The organism is Solirubrum puertoriconensis (assembly GCF_001483135.1).
GTDB classification, from domain to species: Bacteria; Bacteroidota; Bacteroidia; order Cytophagales; family Hymenobacteraceae; genus Solirubrum; species Solirubrum puertoriconensis.
Window position 1 is genome coordinate 269185 of sequence record NZ_LNAL01000003.1, and the last position, 17308, is coordinate 286492.

General features: G+C 58.2%; 17 protein-coding genes and 1 tRNA gene. 9 read left to right on the forward strand and 9 right to left on the reverse strand.

All coding sequences use genetic code 11. The features are described 5' to 3' along the window. Nucleotides 1–107: 107 nt before the first annotated feature. Both ASU33_RS01615 and ASU33_RS01620 read right to left on the reverse strand, forming a co-directional pair. Nucleotides 108–1037, reverse strand: a complete 930-nt coding sequence (locus ASU33_RS01615; RefSeq protein WP_059067474.1) for a ribose-phosphate pyrophosphokinase — start codon at nt 1035–1037, stop codon at nt 108–110. A 192-nt stretch (nt 1038–1229) separates the two neighbouring features. Then, nucleotides 1230–1305, reverse strand: a tRNA-Gln gene (locus tag ASU33_RS01620). Between the two features lie 254 nt (nt 1306–1559). Between ASU33_RS01620 and atpD the strand changes: the two genes are divergently transcribed. The 3 genes from atpD (at nt 1560) to ASU33_RS01635 (ending at nt 4655) form a co-directional block, all read left to right on the forward strand. Then, nucleotides 1560–3065 (forward strand): F0F1 ATP synthase subunit beta, encoded by a 1506-nt coding sequence (gene atpD / locus ASU33_RS01625; protein WP_059067477.1) that lies wholly within the window; start codon nt 1560–1562, stop codon nt 3063–3065. A 93-nt stretch (nt 3066–3158) separates the two neighbouring features. Further along, nucleotides 3159–3404, forward strand: a complete 246-nt coding sequence (gene atpC, locus ASU33_RS01630) for an ATP synthase F1 subunit epsilon (protein WP_059067479.1) — start codon at nt 3159–3161, stop codon at nt 3402–3404. Nucleotides 3405–3533: 129 nt separating this feature from the next. Continuing rightward, a complete protein-coding gene (locus ASU33_RS01635) occupies nt 3534–4655 on the forward strand; it encodes a trans-sulfuration enzyme family protein (RefSeq protein WP_059067480.1) in 1122 nt (373 codons plus the stop codon). A gap of 105 nt (nt 4656–4760) precedes the next feature. Here ASU33_RS01635 and ASU33_RS01640 read toward each other — a convergent pair whose 3' ends face one another. The 3 genes from ASU33_RS01640 to ASU33_RS01650 all read right to left on the reverse strand — a co-directional run bounded on the left by ASU33_RS01640 (nt 4761) and on the right by ASU33_RS01650 (nt 7398). Further along, nucleotides 4761–5909 (reverse strand): aminotransferase class I/II-fold pyridoxal phosphate-dependent enzyme, encoded by a 1149-nt coding sequence (locus ASU33_RS01640; RefSeq protein WP_059067482.1) that lies wholly within the window; start codon nt 5907–5909, stop codon nt 4761–4763. A gap of 134 nt (nt 5910–6043) precedes the next feature. After that, complete coding sequence (locus ASU33_RS01645) at nt 6044–6739, reverse strand: NeuD/PglB/VioB family sugar acetyltransferase (RefSeq protein ID WP_059067484.1); 696 nt, start codon at nt 6737–6739, stop codon at nt 6044–6046. Next, nucleotides 6736–7398: a sugar transferase gene (locus ASU33_RS01650; RefSeq protein ID WP_059067487.1), complete on the reverse strand. Its 663-nt coding sequence runs from the start codon at nt 7396–7398 to the stop codon at nt 6736–6738. Before ASU33_RS01650 ends, ASU33_RS01645 begins: the two co-directional genes overlap by 4 nt. Nucleotides 7399–7496: 98 nt before the next feature. Between ASU33_RS01650 and ispE the strand changes: the two genes are divergently transcribed. Next, nucleotides 7497–8318, forward strand: a complete 822-nt coding sequence (ispE, locus tag ASU33_RS01655) for a 4-(cytidine 5'-diphospho)-2-C-methyl-D-erythritol kinase (RefSeq protein ID WP_059067489.1) — start codon at nt 7497–7499, stop codon at nt 8316–8318. Here the strand turns inward: ispE and ASU33_RS01660 are convergent. The 3 genes from ASU33_RS01660 to tgt all read right to left on the reverse strand — a co-directional run bounded on the left by ASU33_RS01660 (nt 8280) and on the right by tgt (nt 11556). Beyond that, nucleotides 8280–9200 (reverse strand): DMT family transporter, encoded by a 921-nt coding sequence (locus tag ASU33_RS01660; protein WP_059068302.1) that lies wholly within the window; start codon nt 9198–9200, stop codon nt 8280–8282. The genes ispE and ASU33_RS01660 overlap by 39 nt on opposite strands. Nucleotides 9201–9255: 55 nt before the next feature. After that, nucleotides 9256–10335: an LptF/LptG family permease gene (locus ASU33_RS01665; protein WP_059067490.1), complete on the reverse strand. Its 1080-nt coding sequence runs from the start codon at nt 10333–10335 to the stop codon at nt 9256–9258. A 90-nt stretch (nt 10336–10425) separates the two neighbouring features. Then, nucleotides 10426–11556, reverse strand: coding sequence for a tRNA guanosine(34) transglycosylase Tgt (gene tgt, locus ASU33_RS01670; RefSeq protein ID WP_059067493.1), 1131 nt, complete (start codon nt 11554–11556; stop codon nt 10426–10428). Between the two features lie 243 nt (nt 11557–11799). Here tgt and ASU33_RS01675 point away from each other — a divergent pair, with 243 nt between their 5' ends. The 3 genes from ASU33_RS01675 to rsmG all read left to right on the forward strand — a co-directional run bounded on the left by ASU33_RS01675 (nt 11800) and on the right by rsmG (nt 14410). Continuing rightward, a complete protein-coding gene (locus ASU33_RS01675) occupies nt 11800–12939 on the forward strand; it encodes a glycosyltransferase (protein WP_059067495.1) in 1140 nt (379 codons plus the stop codon). Next, entirely contained in the window at nt 12930–13553 is a 624-nt protein-coding gene (locus ASU33_RS01680; protein WP_059067497.1) for an RNA polymerase sigma factor, read from the forward strand. Before ASU33_RS01675 ends, ASU33_RS01680 begins: the two co-directional genes overlap by 10 nt. 197 nt (nt 13554–13750) lie before the next feature. After that, nucleotides 13751–14410 carry a 16S rRNA (guanine(527)-N(7))-methyltransferase RsmG gene (gene rsmG, locus ASU33_RS01685; RefSeq protein ID WP_059067498.1) on the forward strand — a complete coding sequence of 220 codons (660 nt, stop codon included), beginning with the start codon at nt 13751–13753 and terminating at the stop codon, nt 14408–14410. Between the two features lie 47 nt (nt 14411–14457). On the opposite strand, the gene ASU33_RS01690 is transcribed toward rsmG, so the two are convergent. Beyond that, nucleotides 14458–15441 carry a YheT family hydrolase gene (locus tag ASU33_RS01690; protein WP_059067501.1) on the reverse strand — a complete coding sequence of 328 codons (984 nt, stop codon included), beginning with the start codon at nt 15439–15441 and terminating at the stop codon, nt 14458–14460. A gap of 306 nt (nt 15442–15747) precedes the next feature. On the opposite strand from ASU33_RS01690, the gene ASU33_RS20910 reads away from it, so the two are divergent. Then, entirely contained in the window at nt 15748–16488 is a 741-nt protein-coding gene (locus ASU33_RS20910) for a DUF4142 domain-containing protein (RefSeq protein ID WP_160328111.1), read from the forward strand. Between the two features lie 384 nt (nt 16489–16872). After that, nucleotides 16873–17130: a 30S ribosomal protein S20 gene (gene rpsT, locus ASU33_RS01705; RefSeq protein WP_059067507.1), complete on the forward strand. Its 258-nt coding sequence runs from the start codon at nt 16873–16875 to the stop codon at nt 17128–17130. The last annotated feature ends 178 nt before the right edge of the window (nt 17131–17308 follow it).

The window sequence follows — 17308 nt, forward strand, 5'->3', positions numbered from 1 at the left end:
GTAGAATAAAGCTAAGTCACAGGTTAATACTCAAGCTACAAGCTAGTTCCCCTCCTCGGATGAGGAGGGGAACTAGCTTGTAGCTCTGCTCTTAGTTACTCTATAACTTATATGAAGAGCGAGCTGATCGACTCGTGCGAAACCACGTTGTGAATGGCACGGGCGAAGAGGTCAGCAACGGAAATCACCTTGATCTTCTCGTTTTCCTCGCGCAGCGGAATGGTATCGGTAGTAATCAGCTCCACCAGGGCCGAGTTGCGGATGCGCTCGTGCGCCGGCCCGCTGAGTACTGGGTGGGTGATGACGGCCCGCACCGAGGCGGCACCGCGCTCCATGAGCAGCTCGGCCGCCTTGCAGATGGTGCCGGCCGTGTCCACGATGTCATCCACAAGTACCACGTTCATGCCCGTTACGTCGCCGATTACCTGCATCGAGGCAATTTCGTTGGCGCGCAGGCGCATTTTGTCGCAGACTACGATTTCCGCCCCGAACTTCTTGGCAAAGGCGCGGGTACGTACCACGCCGCCTACGTCGGGCGAGGCGAAGATGAGGTTCTCGAGGTTCAGCGACTGGATATAGGGCGCCGTGATAGTGGAGCCATCGAGGTGGTCCACCGGGATGTCGAAGAAGCCCTGAATCTGACCGGCGTGCAGGTCGCAGGTCATCAGGCGGGAGGTACCCACGCTCTGAATAAATTCGGCCACTACTTTGGCTCCGATGCTCACGCGCGGCTTATCCTTGCGGTCTTGCCGGGTGTAGCCCATGTAGGGCATTACCACGTTGACTTTGTAGGCCGACGCGCGCTTGGCCGCGTCCACCATCAGCATCAACTCCATCAGGTTGTCGGCGGGCGGAAAGGTGCTCTGGATGAGGAACACCTCGCAGCCGCGCACACTTTCGTTAAAGCTCGGTCCGATTTCAGAATCAGCGAAGCGTTGGATGGTGAGGTCGCCGAGGGGCTGACCGTAGGCGGCGGCAATTTTTTCGGCCACGGCGCGCGACGTAGTGCCGGAGAAGATTTTGACCTGCGAGGACATGTGGGAGAGAAACAGGAATAAGCGAAACAGCGAAACCAAGACAGCGGCGTCCGCCAAATCGGATGCACGCGTGGTACTTGGGCGCCGGGCCGCTTGCCCGCCTGACCCAGGGCTAACGCGTGGGCCGATCTGTCGGAACCGAAAAACGCAAAAGGCGCCGGCTCCACTCCGAAGAGGGGGCCAGCGCCTTGTTGGTTGTCCGACCAGGGCTCGAACCTGGACTTTCTTGAATCAAAATCAAGCGTGTTGCCAGTTACACCATCGGACAATTTCCCTTTCGGTAACCAGTGGTTGTGCCGTTTGGGTTTGCAAATGTAACTAGGTTTTCGCTGCCTCCAAATTTATCCGCAAAAAAAAATTCAGTAAAAAGCCCCTAATGGCCTTGAAAAAGGCCTTTTTGCCGTGATTTTCAGGGAGAAAACTTTCTGATTTTTTTCGCTGATGAGGTAGTTTGCCCGTGCAGCGAATGGTCCGTACTTTTGCGGCCTGAAACTGCTCTCATTCTCCTTATAAAGAACTGCAATGGCGAATACCGGCAAAATCACCCAGGTTATCGGCCCCGTCGTCGACGTGAGCTTCGCGGGTGAAGGCTCTAAGCTTCCCAACATCCTCGACGCCCTCGAAGTGGTGAAGGACAACGGCACGCGCGTTATCCTGGAATGCCAGCAACACCTGGGCGAAGACCGTGTGCGTACCATTGCCATGGACTCGACCGACGGTCTGACCCGCGGCGCTGAGGTACGTGACCTAGGTAGCCCGATTCAGATGCCCACCGGCGACGCCGTACTTGGCCGTCTGTTCAACGTGGTAGGCGAGGCCATCGACGGCCTGCCCCAGCCCGCTGCTACTGGCTCACTGCCCATCCACCGCTCGGCTCCCCGCTTCGAGGACCTCTCGACCAGCACCGAGGTACTGTACACGGGTATCAAAGTTATCGACCTGATCGAGCCCTACGCTAAGGGTGGTAAGATCGGTCTGTTCGGTGGCGCCGGTGTAGGCAAAACCGTACTGATTCAGGAACTCATCAACAACATCGCCAAGGCCTACTCGGGTCTGTCGGTGTTTGCTGGTGTGGGCGAGCGTACCCGCGAGGGCAACGACTTGCTGCGCGAAATGATCGAAGCCGGCATCGTACAGTACGGCGACGAGTTCAAGCACGGCATGGAAGAAGGCCAGTGGAAGCTGGACGCTGTAGATCTGGAAGGCATGAAGGATTCGAAAGCTACCTTCGTGTTTGGCCAGATGAACGAGCCCCCCGGAGCCCGCGCCCGCGTGGCCCTGTCGGGCTTGACGGTTGCTGAGAACTTCCGCGACGGCGACGGCACTGGTGCCGGCCGCGACATCCTGTTCTTCATCGACAACATCTTCCGCTTCACCCAGGCTGGCTCGGAAGTATCGGCTCTGCTGGGCCGTATGCCTTCGGCCGTAGGTTACCAGCCTACGCTGGCTACCGAAATGGGTGCCATGCAGGAGCGCATCACTTCCACGAAGCGTGGTTCGATTACCTCGGTACAGGCCGTTTACGTACCTGCCGACGACTTGACCGACCCGGCTCCGGCTACCACCTTCGCTCACTTGGACGCTACCACGGTATTGTCGCGTAAAATCGCCGAGCTGGGTATCTACCCGGCCGTTGACCCGCTCGACTCGACCTCGCGTATCCTCGATGCCTCGATCATCGGCGAAGAGCACTACAATACCGCTCAGCGCGTGAAAGAGATTCTGCAGCGCTACAAAGAACTGCAGGACATCATCGCCATCCTGGGTATGGACGAACTCTCGGAAGAAGACAAGCTGGTAGTATCGCGTGCACGTCGTGTACAGCGCTTCCTGTCGCAGCCCTTCCACGTAGCCGAGCAGTTCACCGGCCTGAAAGGTGTACTCGTTGACATCAAGGACACCATCAAAGGCTTCAACGGCATCATCGACGGTCTGTACGACCACTTGCCCGAAGCTGCGTTCAACCTGGTGGGCACCATTGAGGATGCCGTTGCCAAGGGTGAGCGTCTGATGGCTGAGGCCCGCTAATATTTTAGTTGACAGTTGACAGTTGTCGGTTGTGGATTCGGGCCTTGGTCTGGATCGGCACTGACAACTGACAACTAAAAACTGACAACTAACATGCGTTTAGAAATCATCACGCCGGACCGGAAAGTGTTTGAGGGCGAAGTAACCTCGGCCGTGTTTCCGGGTATTGCCGGTCAGTTTGAAGTGCTCAACAACCACGCGCCCCTGATCAGCGCGTTGCAAGCGGGCGAGGTGCGCATCAACAGCGCAGCCGGCCGCGAGTCGTTCCAGGTGAGCGGCGGCGTGGTGGAAGTACTGCGCAACAACGTAACAGTACTGGCAGAGTCGGTACTGGCGTAGCACAGCCTGCTTGAATAACGGAAGGCCTTTCTCGCGCGAGAAAGGCCTTTTTGTTTTTATTGCTTTAGCTACCCTTTTCGGCGGAGGCCGTACTGCTTGCCACAAGCACCACAGCGTTACATTTGCCTAATGGATATCCGCCCGAAAATCACGCCCATCTACCAAACTTCGGTTTTCAAGTTTCAGGACCTCAACGAACTCGAAACCTACTTTCAGGAGCCCGGCAGCCGGTACATGTACTCGCGCAACGGCAACCCCAACTCCGATGAGCTGGCCGAAGCCGTGAACAAGCTGGAAGGCGGGGCGGGGGCAAGAGCTACGGGCTCGGGAATGGCCACCATTTTTGCCGCGCTCATGGCCTATTGCCGCGCCGGCGACCATGTGCTGTGCGCAGCGGATATCTACGGTGGTTCGTCGGCGCTGCTGAATGCCGAGCTGAGCCGCGTAGGCATCACGGTAACTTACGTGCCCTTCGAGCAACTCTACGACCTGGAGCAGTTTGTGCAGCCTACCACGCGCCTGCTGCTGGCCGAAACCATCAGCAACCCGCTGCTGCGTGTGGCCGACCTACGGCGCTTAGCTGACGAGTGCCACAGCCTTGGCCTGAAGCTGGTAGTGGATAATACCTTCGCCTCGCCCATCCTGACGAAGCCCTTGGCCCTGGGTGCCGACATTACGCTGCACAGCGTTACCAAATACATATCGGGCCACAGCGACGTAACGGCCGGCGTAACGGTAGCGGCTGATACCGAGACGGCCGCTCGGCTGCGGCAAATCGTGATGTTTTATGGGCTTACCCTGAGCCCGATGGAAAGCTGGCTAGCCGTGCGTGGCCTGAAAACGCTGCGCTTGCGCGTGCGCGAGCACAGCCATAATGCCTTGGCCATTGCCAATATGCTACAGCAGCACCCTGCTGTGCGCGCAGTGTATTACCCTGGTTTGCCGGAGCACGAGCAACATGCTGTGGCCTCTGAGCAGGGGCACGGCCTATATGGCGGTATGCTTTCCTTTAAGTTGGATGACGACCCCGAGGCCGTAAGCGACTTTATGCGCCGCGTTAAGCGCTTCCCGTTTGCCCCCTCATTGGCCGGCGTTGATTCGTCGTTGTCGTACCCCCTAGGTACTTCGCACCGCAACCTAACACCGGAGCAGCAGAAAACCCTCGGTATTTCGGTGGGTCTGGTACGCTTATCGGTAGGTATTGAGCCGGTTGAAGAGCTGATAGCTGATCTGAAACAAGCCCTAGGCTAAGCTGCAACGGAACAGGTTTATATACCACGGGCCTGGCATTTTGTGCCAGGCCCGTTTGCTTTGTACCCTTCATTGAACTTAATAAACCAATTTTCAGGTCTTAGGCTACCCTGCGGGTAGTATTTCTTTTAAAGCACTTACCACCCGGCGTACGTGGGCGTCGGTCATAGCAGAGCCGGACGGGAGGCACAGGCCGCGGTTAAACAGGTCCTCGCATACACTACCGCCGTACGTAGCGCAGTTGGCAAAAAGCGGCTGCAGGTGCATGGGTTTCCAGAGGGGGCGCGCCTCTATGTTGTGGGTTTCGAGGTGCTGGCGTACTTCTTCGGGACTGAGGCTGGTATGCTCGGGGCGCAGCAATATCGTGGTAAGCCACCGGTTGGCGCGGGAGTTAGGCAGTTCGGCCGGGGCTACCTGAATAGTGGGCAGGGACTTCAGTAGCTCGCAGTATTGCGCATAAATCTCACGCCGACGCTTTACCCGGTCTTCGATCAGCCCCATCTGGCCGCGGCCGATGCCGGCCAGCAGGTTGCTGAGGCGGTAGTTATAGCCTACGGCTGAGTGCTGGTAATGCGGAGCGGCGTCGCGGGCTTGGGTGGCAAGCCAACGCGCCTGCTGAGCCCACTCGCTGTTGTTGGTAACCAAGGCGCCGCCGCCGCTGGTGGTAATAATTTTGTTGCCGTTGAAGGAGAAAACGCCTACTGCTCCGAAGGTACCGAGGGGCTGTTTCTGGAAGGTAGAACCCAGGGCTTCGGCTGCATCTTCGAGCACCGGTACCCCAAATTCGGCCGCAATGGCCAGCAACTCGGGCAGGCGGGCCGGCATGCCGTAGAGGTGCACTAGCACAATGGCTTTGGGCAGGCGGCCTCTGCGGGTGCGTTCGGTTAGGGCCTCGCGCAGCAAGCCGGGGCACATGTTCCAGGTGTCGGTCTCGCTGTCGATGAAGACCGGCTCGGCGCCTAGGTAACGAACCGGGTTGGCGGTAGCCACAAACGTAAAGGAGGGCACCAGCACTTCGTCGCCGGGGCCGACGCCGAGCAACTGCAGCCCTAGGTGAATTGCCGCCGTGCCCGAGTTAAGTGCTACGCAATGCTGTGCACCGGTATACTGGCAAATGTCGCGCTCGAAACCGTCGATGTTCGGCCCAACGGGAGCTACCCAGTTGTCTTCGATGGCTTTGTGCAGGTAGTTAAGCTCATGGCGGCCCAAGTGTGGCGGCGAAAGGTAGAGTCGGTCGTATTCGTCGCTACGCATAAGAAGAGGGCAGGGGCGCAGCCCCTAAAGCAAGCCACACAACGCAGCTCAAGATTGAATATTCAGGCAAAAATAACCTACCGACGTGGCAAGACGCGCCACGGCCACCAGCAAATGGCCGACCCGAAGTAGGTTTAAACGCGCTGCTTAATGACCGATGCCGGCACGCCCACCGCGGTGCATTGTGCGGGCAAATTGCGCACCACTACGGCACCAGCTCCCACCACAGCTGCGGCGCCAATGCGTACTTGGTTGATAACGGTAGCATTGGTACCCAAGTATACGCCAGCTTCGAGATGGGCTTCGCCGCCTACGTTGGCGTGCGGCATCAGCGAGCAAAAATCCTCGAGTACGGCATCGTGCCCGATGGTGCAGCCCAGGTTGATGAGCACGTGGCGACCTAGGCGGATGTCGCACGTAAAAATGCTGGCTTGGCAGATGATGCAGCCCACACCCAATTGTATCTGCTGATATGCGCGCATTTGCACCGAAGGGTGCACCAGCGTAGCATAATGGATGCGCGGCGACGTGAGGCGGCTTACCACGGCGGCGCGGCTGCGGCTGCTGCCCACGGCTACGGCCACGTACACCGAGTCGTCGGTGGCGTTCAGGTCGTCAACGGTGCCGAGCCACGGCAGCTCGTGCACGCGCTCGGTGGCGGGCCGCTGATCGTCGTAGAAGCCCAGTACGTTCCAGCGTTGCTCTACTTCGTTGAGCTGGCGCACGAGCTGCAGTACTTCGCGGCCGAGGCCGCCCGCGCCAACAATTACGAGCGGCCGCACGCCGGTGAACTCGGGGTCTTCGTACTCAGAAAAGAAAAGCTGGGTCATGCGGCAGGAGAATCGGAAGAGCTTGAGGCCGAGCCCCGGAAGGCTTCGGTGGTGGCTTGCCCGGGTGCCGAAATGCCTTTGGCACCTAGCACGCGGGCAGCAGTCAGCCCTAGAATACGTAAATCGAGCGCAAAAGAGAGATGCTCGACGTACCACACGTCGAAGACAAATTTTTGCTCCCAGCTGATAGCGTTGCGGCCGTTGACCTGCGCCCACCCCGTAATGCCGGGGCGCACCTCGTGGCGGCGGGCTTGCAGAGCTGAGTAAAGTGGCAGATACTCGGGCAACAAGGGGCGTGGGCCTACTAAGCTAATGTCGCCGCGCAGCACGTTCCAGAGCTGGGGCAACTCGTCGACGGAAGAAGCGCGCAGCCAGCGACCTAGGCGCGTGAGGCGCTGGGCATCGGGTAGTAGCTGGCCCTGGGCGTCGCGCTCGTCCGTCATGGTTTGCAGCTTATAAAGCGTAAACAGGCGGCCGTGCAACCCCGGGCGTTGGTGCCGAAACAGTACGCAGCCACTTCCGGGCTGGCACTTCAGCAACACGGCCGCAACGGCCAGTATTGGCAGCGCCAGCAGTAGCAGAGGCGCGGCCAGCAGCACATCGAGCAGGCGCTTGCCCCAAGCGCGGTACCAACCAGTAGGAGCGGCAGATGCAGACATGCAGTGTGGGCGCGGATAAAGCCCGGTGCAAGTTACGCGCAAGCTTTTCATCGGACCGATTGCGGCAGGTATGGCTGCTACGTTGTTGCTTTGTGGCCATGCTCGTTTTCCCCAATGCCAAGCTCAACCTAGGGCTGCACATCACCGAACGCCGCCCCGATGGCTTTCATACGCTCGAAACCGCCATGGTGCCGCTGCCGTGGTGCGATGCGCTGGAGGTACTGCCCAGCACCGCCGACACTTCGCTGGCGCTTACCGGCCGCCCCATCCCCGGCGACCCGGCCACCAACCTGTGCATTCGGGCGTACGAGCTGCTAAAAGCTGACTTTCCGGAGGTACCGGCCGTGCAAATGCACCTGCACAAAGTAGTGCCCATTGGTGCCGGCCTAGGTGGTGGTTCGGGCGATGCAGCCTTTGCCCTCAAAGCGCTGAACACGGTGCTCGACCTAGGGCTGACCGACGACCAGCTGGAAGCCTACGCCCGCCGCCTCGGTTCGGATTGTGCCTTCTTCGTGCGCAACCAACCGGCGCTGGCTACTGGCCGCGGCGACGAACTCGCGCCCTTGTCGCTGCCGCAACTCGCGGGCACGGCTTGCAAGGTTATTTACCCCAACCTGCACATTAGCACGGCCGAGGCTTATGCGGGCGTAAAGCCCAAAGCACCCGCCCATGATTTGCGCACGGCACTGAGCGGCCCCATCGAAACATGGCGCGATACCGTGGTGAACGATTTTGAGGCCTCGCTGGCCCCTAGGTACCCGTTGCTCAACGAGCTGAAGCAGCAGCTCTACGCCGCCGGTGCCGCCTACGCTAGCCTGTCAGGCTCGGGGTCGGCGGTATTTGGCTTATGGCCAGGGCAGCCGCTGCCGCCGAGCATAGCCTTAACCAGCGACTTCCTCGTGTGGGATGGGCAGCTGTGAGGCCGCGCGGCGCCGGCGCACCCACTGGTCGATAACTGGGTGCACCAGCACGCTTAGCAGGATAATGACTGTGCCGAGGTAAAAGCCCGTCGACATCTTCTCCTGGCTGCCGAAGATGAGCACGGCCAAGGCAATGCCGTACACGGGCTCCAGGTTCACGGTGAGGTTGAGCGAGAAGGCCGACAGGCGCTGCTGCAGCTCCACCGAAGCCGAAAAGGCATACACGGTGCACACGCCGGCCAGTATCAGCAGCCACAACCAGTCGAGCAGGGTAGGGTCGAGTTGCGGCAGCTCGCCGCCAAAACCTGGGCGGAAAATCAAAAACAAAGCAATGCTCAGGCAGGCCCCGCTCATTTCGTACAGCGTGAGGCGCAGGGGTGGGTGCTGCTTGGTAAGCTTGGCGTTGAACACGCTGAACAACGCACTCAGGCCCGCCGAAAACACCGCTACACCTAGGCCAAGTAGTTGGTCGAACTCGGCTTGCGACACCAGGTACAAACCGACCATGGCCACCAAGCCCAGCACGATTTCGTAAGCCTCGAAGCGCTTGCGCAAGATCAGCGGCTCCAGTATCGAGGTCCAGAGCGCGAGCGTAGCCATGCCGGCCAAACACACGCTTACCGACGACAACCGCGCCGCCAGAAAAAAGGTAATCCAGTGCACGGCCACCATTGCCCCTACGCCCAACAGCCGCAACGCCTGCCCCCGCGATACCCGCCATTCCTGCTTGCGCGAAACCAGCAGAATGGCCAAGCCCACCGAGGCAATGAGTGTGCGGTAAAATACCAGCTCCACGGGCGGCAGCGAAATCAGCTTGCCCAGGATGGCCGTAAAGCCCCACAGGAATACAATAAAGTGGAGGCGGAGGTAGTCTTTGAGCATGGTGGTGGGGGTAGCGCCAGCCGGCAACCTAGGGCCGCAGGCTGACACCTGGCGGTTAACGCGGAATAAACTTATAGAGCACCAGCCCGATGCTGGTAAACACAATATTGGGCACCCAGGCGGCTAGCATCGGCGGCATATCGCCCACCAAAGCCAGGTTGCGGCTCAGGATAACGAAGCCGATGTAGATGAAGGCCAGCACGAAACCTAGGGCAATTTGGCCGCCCACGCCGGTGCGCGATTTGCGCGCACTCATGATTACGCCAATCACCGTCAGAATAACGATGGCGAAGGGGTAGGCGTAGCGTTCGGCCCGCTCTACCAGGTAAATCTCGGTGTCGCTGGCGCCGCGGTTTACTTTTTCCTGAATCAGGTTTTGCAGCTCGGGCAGGGTAAGCGTTTCGGCGAGCTTAAAAGTGCTGGCGAAGTCTTTGGGGTACAGATTAAGCGTGGTGTCGCGGGCCGGAAAAACCTTCAGGGTTTCCTTGTCGCCGTTGATGGTGCGCACCACCTGCGGCGTAAGGTGCCAGGCTTTTTTGGTGGAGTCCCAACTGATGGCCTCGGCCGACATGCGGCGCTTGAGCATGGTACCATCAATGGTTTCCAGCGCAAAACGGTAGCCCACGTTGCTCACGTTGTCGTAGCTCTCGAGGTAGGCGTAGTGCTGCGGACCAATCTTGATGTGCACGTTGCGCCCCTGAAAGCGGTAGGGGTTCTTGACGTACTTGCGCTCGAAGGCCACGCGCGGCTTGTTGGCCAGCGGAATGACCCAGCCAATCAGCCCAAACGTAGCCAGCCCAATAATGCCGCCGCCCATAACATAAGGCAGCAGAAACCGACGGAAGCTCACGCCCGAGGCCAGAATAGCTACAATCTCGGTGCGGGCCGCCAAGCGCGCCGTCACCAGCACCGTGGCAATAAACACCGTGATGGGCGAAAGCAGGTTGGCGTAGTACGGGAACAGGTTCAGGTAATACTCCGTGATGATTTTGCCTGCCGCAAGGTTGTGTTTGATGAAGTCGTCGTTCTTCTCCGTGAAGTCAATCACGCATATCACCATCACTAGCACTACCACCGTGAAAATGAAGGTGGTGAGCATTTTACCTAGGACGTATTTATCGAGGAGCCGGAGCATGTTCAATGAACAATTATCAATCAGCAATGATCAGTGCGCGAGCAGCCAGAACGGAGTTGTGCACTGCTCATTGTTAATTGATCATTGAATTTAGAGTCGTACCATCAGCTGCTTCACCATCTTCTCCTTCCACTCGCGGAAAGTGCCGGCGAGGATTTGCTCGCGGGCGTTGCGCACCAGCCACAGGTAGAAGGTGAGGTTGTGGACCGAGGCCACCATACCGGCCAAGTACTCGCTGGCGTGGAACAGGTGGCGCACGTAAGATTTCGAGTAGAACGTGCTGGCATAGCCGCCGAGTTCTTCGTCGATGGGGGAGAAGTCCTGCTCCCACTTCTTGTTCTTGATGTTGATAATGCCCTGCGTGGTAAACAGCATGCCGTTGCGGGCGTTGCGGGTAGGCAGCACGCAGTCGAACATATCCACACCTAGGGCAATGTTCTCCAGAATGTTGGCCGGCGTGCCCACGCCCATGAGGTAGCGCGGCTTGTCGACGGGCAAAATGTCGCAGCAGAGCTCCGTCATCTCGTACATCAGGTCGGCGGGTTCGCCCACGCTCAGGCCGCCAATGGCGTTGCCGGCGCGGCCTTGCTCGGCAATAAACTCAGCCGACTGCTTGCGTAAATCCCGAAAGGTGCTGCCCTGCACAATCGGGAAGAGCTGCTGCTCGTAGCCATAGAGCGGCTCGGTGCTGTCGATGCGCTCGATGCAGCGCTTCAGCCAGCGGTGCGTCATCTCCATGGAGCGGCGAGCGTAGTCGTACTCGCAGGGCCACGGCGTGCACTCGTCGAACGCCATGATGATATCGGCCCCGATTACGCGCTGAATATCCATCACGCCCTCGGGTGTGAAGAGGTGGTGCGAGCCGTCGATGTGCGAGCGGAACTTCACGCCCTCTTCTTTAATCTTGCGCGTTTCAGAAAGCGAGTACACCTGGTAGCCGCCCGAATCGGTGAGGATTGGCCTGTCCCAACCGTTGAACTTGTGCAGGCCGCCGGCTTTCTGCAGCGTATCGAGGCCGGGGCGCAGGTACAAGTGGTAGGTATTGCCCAAAATGATTTGGGCATTGATATCTTCTTTGATTTCGCGCTGGTGTACGGCTTTCACCGAACCGGCCGTGCCCACGGGCATGAAAATGGGCGTCTGGATGGTGCCGTGATCGGTGGTGAGCACACCGGCGCGGGCTTTGGATTGCGGATCGTGAGCGACGAGGTCGAAAGTCATGCGAAAGAGAAAGGCGGTAGCTGGTGCCGGTTGTGCCAAACAATCCCTAGGTGCCGGCATCACCAACAGCTCAGGCAGTTGGACAAGGGGGCGCTCGGTATTGTCCTGCTAAACGCACCAGCGCAGGCGGGCGCCCGCGGCTGTTAGCTAAACAAGCCGCAAAGGTAACCCGTATGGGCGGTTCGTGCCTCCCCTCGGATTGGCTACTTTTGCCGGCCGTATTCTACTAACTCCGCACCTGCCTTGCCTTTCCACCTATCGCCCGTTTCCTGGCTACTTGTGCTTTGCGTGGTGGTGCAGCTGGTGTATGCGGTGTACTACTTCTGGCCGTTTGGCAGCCGCCACGTAGCCGAAACGCTGGAGCCCGATTCTGCCCACGAAGCCGAACGCCCGGTGTCCGTTGTGGTGGCGGCTCGCAACGCGGCCGACCAGCTGCGGCAGCTGATGCCGGTGCTGCTGAACCAGGAGTACGCAAAGTTTGAGGTGGTGCTCATCGACGACCGCTCCGAGGACGAAACCATCCTGTACGCGCAGCAACTCACGCAGTACTACCCCAACGTGCGCCTCGTAACGGTGGAGCGTACGCCCAACAACCTGGCTCCTAAAAAGTACGCCCTTACCCTAGGTATTAAAGTAGCCCGCTACCCGTACCTGCTCTTTACCGACGCCGACTGCGTGCCCACCTCGTACCAGTGGTTGCGGCACATGGCGCGCGGCTTCGAAACGGGTGCCGATTTGGTGCTGGGCTACGGCCCTTACGCCGAAGCCCCTGGGCTACTAAACAAGCTCGTGCGCTTCGAAACGTTGCTTACGGGCCTGCAGTACCTCAGCTATGCCGAGCGTGGCCAGCCCTACATGGGCGTGGGCCGCAACCTTGCCTACACCAAGCAAACCTTTATGGCCACCAAAGGCTTCGCTTCGCACATCAGGCAGCTTAGCGGCGACGATGATTTGCTGGTGCAGGATGCCGTGCAACTTGGGCGGCAAGCGGCCGTCGTTACGGCAGCTGAGGCGCAAACCGTGAGCCTTGCTCCGACCACCTGGCGGGAGTGGTGGCACCAGAAGCGCCGCCACATGGCCGCCGGCAATCGGTACCGATTTGCCGACCGACTTCGGATTGGAACCTTTATCTTAGCCAACGGCTTATTTTATCTCGCAACTCTGGCGGCATTAGTAGTGCCTGATCCTGAATGGGTAGCGCTTGCAGGGGCTTGGGTAGTCCGAACCTCGACAGCACTTGCTACGTACGCGCAGGCCAGCCGCCGCCTCCACGACCGGCAACCGCTGTGGTTGCTTCCGGCGTTGGATGCGGGGTATTTTTTTGCCTACTTTCTCCTGACAGCCTCGTTAGTGCTCTACCGCAACCCCTCCCGATGGAAGTAAATAATCAGGACCTCCAGAAGCAGTTCTCGGCCAAAGCCAAGCACGACTTCAAGCTTATCCGCGCAGCCGTGGAGCAGGCCGACGAGAAGGCGTACGCCGAACTGATGCAGATTTATAAGAAGCCCGTGTATCACGTGGTGCTTAAAATGGTGCGCAACCCCGACGATGCCGAAGACCTCACCATCGAGGCTTTCGCCAAGGCGTTCCGCAACCTGCACAAGTTCAACCCGGAGTACGCTTTCAGTACCTGGCTTTTCCGCATCGCCACCAACAACTGCATCGACTTTATTCGCAAGAATAAAATCAAGACGATGTCGATTGATTCGGCCATCAAGATTGACAACGGCGACGAAATCACCATCGATTTCCGCGACAACAACTTGAACCCTGCCGAAACGGCCATCAAGAACCAGAAAATCGAAATCATGCAGCACGTGGTATCGCGGCTGCCCGATAAGTACCAGCGCCTCGTAACCCTGCGCTATTTCGACGAGCTGAGCTACGAAGAAATTGCCCAGGAGCTGAAAGCGCCCCTAGGTACCGTGAAGGCCCAACTGCACCGCGCCCGCGAGTTGCTCTATGACATGGTGAAGAACAAGAAGGAAATCATCTAGCGCCTTCTGCCTTTCACAAATTGAAGCCCCGCCACCTTGGCGGGGCTTCGTTGTTTGTAGGCGGGCTTCGGCCCGCGTTTGCGTGAGCAGCAAGCATAAGGGCAGTTCCGCGCGCAACCACTCGTTCTGGCAAATGCGCACTGAAGTCCGCGCTACAATCGCACCGCAGCCTAGTGGTGCCTTACCTTTGCCCTACAATGGATATCCTCTTCCGCTACTTCCCCGACCTCACGCCCCGCCAACGCGAGCAGTTTCAGCAGCTCGACCACGAATTCCGCGGTTGGAACGAGCGTGTCAACCTGATTGCTCGCACCGATGTGGAAAACTTGGCCGAACGCCACTTTCTACACTCCCTAGGTATTGCCAAGGTGGTTCAGTTTCCGGCAGGCAGCACGGTGCTCGATGTAGGCACGGGCGGCGGATTGCCGGGGTTGCCGTTGGCCATTATGTTTCCGGAGGTAGAGTTTCACCTCATCGACAGCATCGGCAAAAAGATTAAAGCCGTGCAGGATATGGCGCATGCACTAAAGCTGCACAACGTTACGGCCGAGCAGGTGCGGGCGGAGCAAGTGCGCTCGAAGTTCGATTTTGTGGTGAGCCGCGCCGTTACGCGCTTGGCCAACTTCCACCCCTGGATTGCCCAACGCTACACCGCTACCGCCAGCGCCGACGAATCGCACGGCCTGTACTACCTCAAAGGCGGCGACTTAACGGAGGAGCTTGAAGAGTCGGGTTTGGTGGCTTCGGTAACCAACCTGAGCGACTTCTTCGGCGAGGAGTTTTTCGAAACCAAAAAGGTGGTGTTTGTGCCGGCTAACAAAGCACTTGCAAAAGGCAAACGCACCAACAACGTATAGCCAACAGCGAAGCGGCGCGGGGTACCACCCCGCGCCGCTTCGCTATATTATGCTGGCACCTTGGCCGTAAGAAACTCAACGGCGCGGCGTTCCGAGTAATACTCGCCATCGGAGGGCAGGCCTTCCGAAAACCCCACGTGGCCACCCGACTCGGGTGTTTCGAGGAACACGTAGGGACTGCGTTCCGCTGCCTCACGCGGAAAGCAAGTAGGCGGCAGAAACGGGTCGTTTTGAGCGTTTACAATCAACGTTGGAATACGAATGCCATCGAGGTAGCGCCCCGAGCTGCTGTGCTCGTAGTACTCGTCGGCCGACTTGAAGCCGTGCATAGGCGCCGTGAAGCGGTTGTCGAACTGCGGAAAGTTGCTTAATTCTTCCAAGCCCTCCAGATCGAGCTGGCCGGGCATCAGCTCGGCTTTGGTGCGAATCTTCTGCCGCAGCGACTTCAAAAAGCGGTTGAGGTAAATGCGGTTTTCGAGCCGCGAAATGTGCTCCGAGCCGGCTTTGAGGTCGGTGGGTACCGAGAACACAGCTGCCCGCTTTATCTCCTGTGGAGTGCGGCCGGTGTTCTCGCCTAGGTATTTCAAGGTCATGTTGCCACCGGCCGAAAAGCCCGTCATGTACACGCGGCGGTACCGGCCGGTGGCCAGTGCCTGCTGCACCACAAAGTGCAGGTCGTCGGTGTCGCCTAGGTGGTAGGCGCGTAGCAAGCGGTTGGGCTCGCCGCTACAACTGCGGTAGTTCCAGGCCAAGGCGTCGATGCCCGCTTTGTTTAGCGCCCGCGCCATGCCACGCACGTAGGGCCGGCCGGCGTCGCCTTCGAGGCCGTGCGAGATAATGCCCAGTGCATCGGTAACGTGCTCCGTGCGTGCCCAGTCTAGGTCGAGAAAGTCGCCATCGGACGTTTCTACGCGTTCACGTTGGTACTGCACCTCAGGTACTTCGCGCAGCAGGCTCGGTACAATGGTTTGCAGGTGGCCGTTGAAAAGGTAAAAGGGCGGCCGGTAGCGGGAGTTAGCTATAATCGGCATCGCGGCAACAAATTGAAGTTAGAAGAAGGGGGTAATTTCGAAGGTACGCAAGTTTGAGGCATGCATACTATTTGCGTGGCGCATGCCTCAACCGTAAGCTTGTGTCTTGCTAGGGCAAACACGTGTTGCGGCAGCAAGGTTGCGCACGAATGGCTAGCAAGCTGCCGAGTTAAATAAGATAAGTAATTAGTTGAGAAGTATGTTTCAGATTAGGATGTAAGCATGAGTTGTTAGAATGAAAAAGTTAACAGTAAGATGGTGGAATCGTATAAGTGTCTGAAAATCTTAAAACTAACTATGAAAACAATGAAAGCCACTTCCTTTCTCCTGGTAGCGGTAGCTATGATGCTTGGCAGTGCATGTAGCAGCTCCACTACAACGACGGGTACCACCGGCTCGAGCACCGCGGGCAGCACCGTTACCGACGATGCGAGCAGCGGAATGACTTCGGGAGCATCAACTAGCCCGGGCAGCAGCAGCTCTACTTCGGATGTGAGCGGCACGGGTACGAACACCGTTGGAGCAGCTGGCTCTTCGGGTGCCGCCGGTAGCTCGGCCACTATGGGCGGCATCGGCGGCGCTGCTGACATGAATGCCTTCGTGGCCACCTTCGCCACCATGGATGACCCCACCTTCTTGATGACTGCTGCCAGCAGTAACATGCTCGAAATTCAGCTGGGCCAAATGGCTACACAGCAGTCGACGGACGCCGATGTGAAAAAATATGGGCAGATGATGAAGGACCACCACACCAAAGCAACACAGGAGCTGAAAACAGTTGCGGCCCCGCTGAATGTGACCCTACCCACCACCTTGATGCCCGTGCACCAAGCGCTGGCTGATAAAGTGATGGGCAAAACCGGCAAAGCCTTTGACGAAGCCTATATGGACGCCATGGAAACGGCCCACCGCATGGATATTGCCATGTTTGAAGCTAAAACCAAGCAAGCCAGCACGCCATCGGTAAAAGCTTTGGCAACCAAAACACTGCCTATGCTGAACTCGCACCAGAAGATGGCCGACGACATTGAAAAGAAAGTTGACTAAGCACTTTTGTGCGCATTGCACTGGTTGTTACCTAGGCCCTGGTTTGCTTCGGCAGGCTAGGGCTTTTTTATCGGCGTGTTTCATTTCCGGAGCTAGGAGGTAAGGTTCAAATGAAAAGTCTGGGCTGTTTTGTAACAGATTAGTTGTTCCAGTAACCCAGTGTCAGGGTTTGCGGCATAATGAGCCCAATCGCGTCTTGTGCGTTGTCTCAGCCGTAATAGCCATTAAGTCTAACACTGCCCAGCAGTTATTAAACCTTACTGCTGCAGTTTAAGCAGGCATTTATTCATCAGCTGTTTGACATTCTCAGTCTAGTTCTCTACCTTTGCCAACCCAATTGACTAGAACCTAGACAGAACATCTGTTTTTTTCGCTTTCCGCATCATGGCAAATCATAAGTCGGCTCTGAAGCGCATCCGCTCGAACGAAGCCAAGCGCGTGTTGAACCGTTACCAGCACAAATCGACCCGCACGGCCGTTAAGAAGCTGCGTGCTACCACCGATCTGACCGAAGCGCAGGAGCTGCTGAAGAAGGTATCGTCGATGCTCGACCGTCTGGCCAAGAAGAACATCATCCACAAGAACAAGGCCGCTAATAACAAGTCGAGCCTGACCAAGTACGTAAATACGCTGGCTGCCTAAGCTCTGCGTTACGTGTAGTTCTTGCCAAAGGCCCCGCGCTTTCGAGTGCGGGGCCTTTGCGCTTCCTGGCATTGCCAAGCTTGGGGTCGGGCACATGCCTAGGAGTTGCAGCTTGCATTAAAGCTTTGGAGCAACAAAAACGCCCGCGCTGCAGATGCAGCGCGGGCGTTTGCTAAGC

What these genes read in the sequence shown, in the direction of transcription:
- ASU33_RS01615 (WP_059067474.1), bottom strand. Translation starts at nt 1,037, where the DNA reads ATGTCCTCGCAGGTCAAAATCTTCTCCGGCACTACGTCGCGCGCCGTG.
- atpD (WP_059067477.1), top strand. Translation starts at nt 1,560, where the DNA reads ATGGCGAATACCGGCAAAATCACCCAGGTTATCGGCCCCGTCGTCGAC.
- atpC (WP_059067479.1), top strand. Translation starts at nt 3,159, where the DNA reads ATGCGTTTAGAAATCATCACGCCGGACCGGAAAGTGTTTGAGGGCGAA.
- ASU33_RS01635 (WP_059067480.1), top strand. Translation starts at nt 3,534, where the DNA reads ATGGATATCCGCCCGAAAATCACGCCCATCTACCAAACTTCGGTTTTC.
- ASU33_RS01640 (WP_059067482.1), bottom strand. Translation starts at nt 5,909, where the DNA reads ATGCGTAGCGACGAATACGACCGACTCTACCTTTCGCCGCCACACTTG.
- ASU33_RS01645 (WP_059067484.1), bottom strand. Translation starts at nt 6,739, where the DNA reads ATGACCCAGCTTTTCTTTTCTGAGTACGAAGACCCCGAGTTCACCGGC.
- ASU33_RS01650 (WP_059067487.1), bottom strand. Translation starts at nt 7,398, where the DNA reads ATGTCTGCATCTGCCGCTCCTACTGGTTGGTACCGCGCTTGGGGCAAG.
- ispE (WP_059067489.1), top strand. Translation starts at nt 7,497, where the DNA reads ATGCTCGTTTTCCCCAATGCCAAGCTCAACCTAGGGCTGCACATCACC.
- ASU33_RS01660 (WP_059068302.1), bottom strand. Translation starts at nt 9,200, where the DNA reads ATGCTCAAAGACTACCTCCGCCTCCACTTTATTGTATTCCTGTGGGGC.
- ASU33_RS01665 (WP_059067490.1), bottom strand. Translation starts at nt 10,335, where the DNA reads ATGCTCCGGCTCCTCGATAAATACGTCCTAGGTAAAATGCTCACCACC.
- tgt (WP_059067493.1), bottom strand. Translation starts at nt 11,556, where the DNA reads ATGACTTTCGACCTCGTCGCTCACGATCCGCAATCCAAAGCCCGCGCC.
- ASU33_RS01680 (WP_059067497.1), top strand. Translation starts at nt 12,930, where the DNA reads ATGGAAGTAAATAATCAGGACCTCCAGAAGCAGTTCTCGGCCAAAGCC.
- rsmG (WP_059067498.1), top strand. Translation starts at nt 13,751, where the DNA reads ATGGATATCCTCTTCCGCTACTTCCCCGACCTCACGCCCCGCCAACGC.
- ASU33_RS01690 (WP_059067501.1), bottom strand. Translation starts at nt 15,441, where the DNA reads ATGCCGATTATAGCTAACTCCCGCTACCGGCCGCCCTTTTACCTTTTC.
- ASU33_RS20910 (WP_160328111.1), top strand. Translation starts at nt 15,748, where the DNA reads ATGAAAGCCACTTCCTTTCTCCTGGTAGCGGTAGCTATGATGCTTGGC.
- rpsT (WP_059067507.1), top strand. Translation starts at nt 16,873, where the DNA reads ATGGCAAATCATAAGTCGGCTCTGAAGCGCATCCGCTCGAACGAAGCC.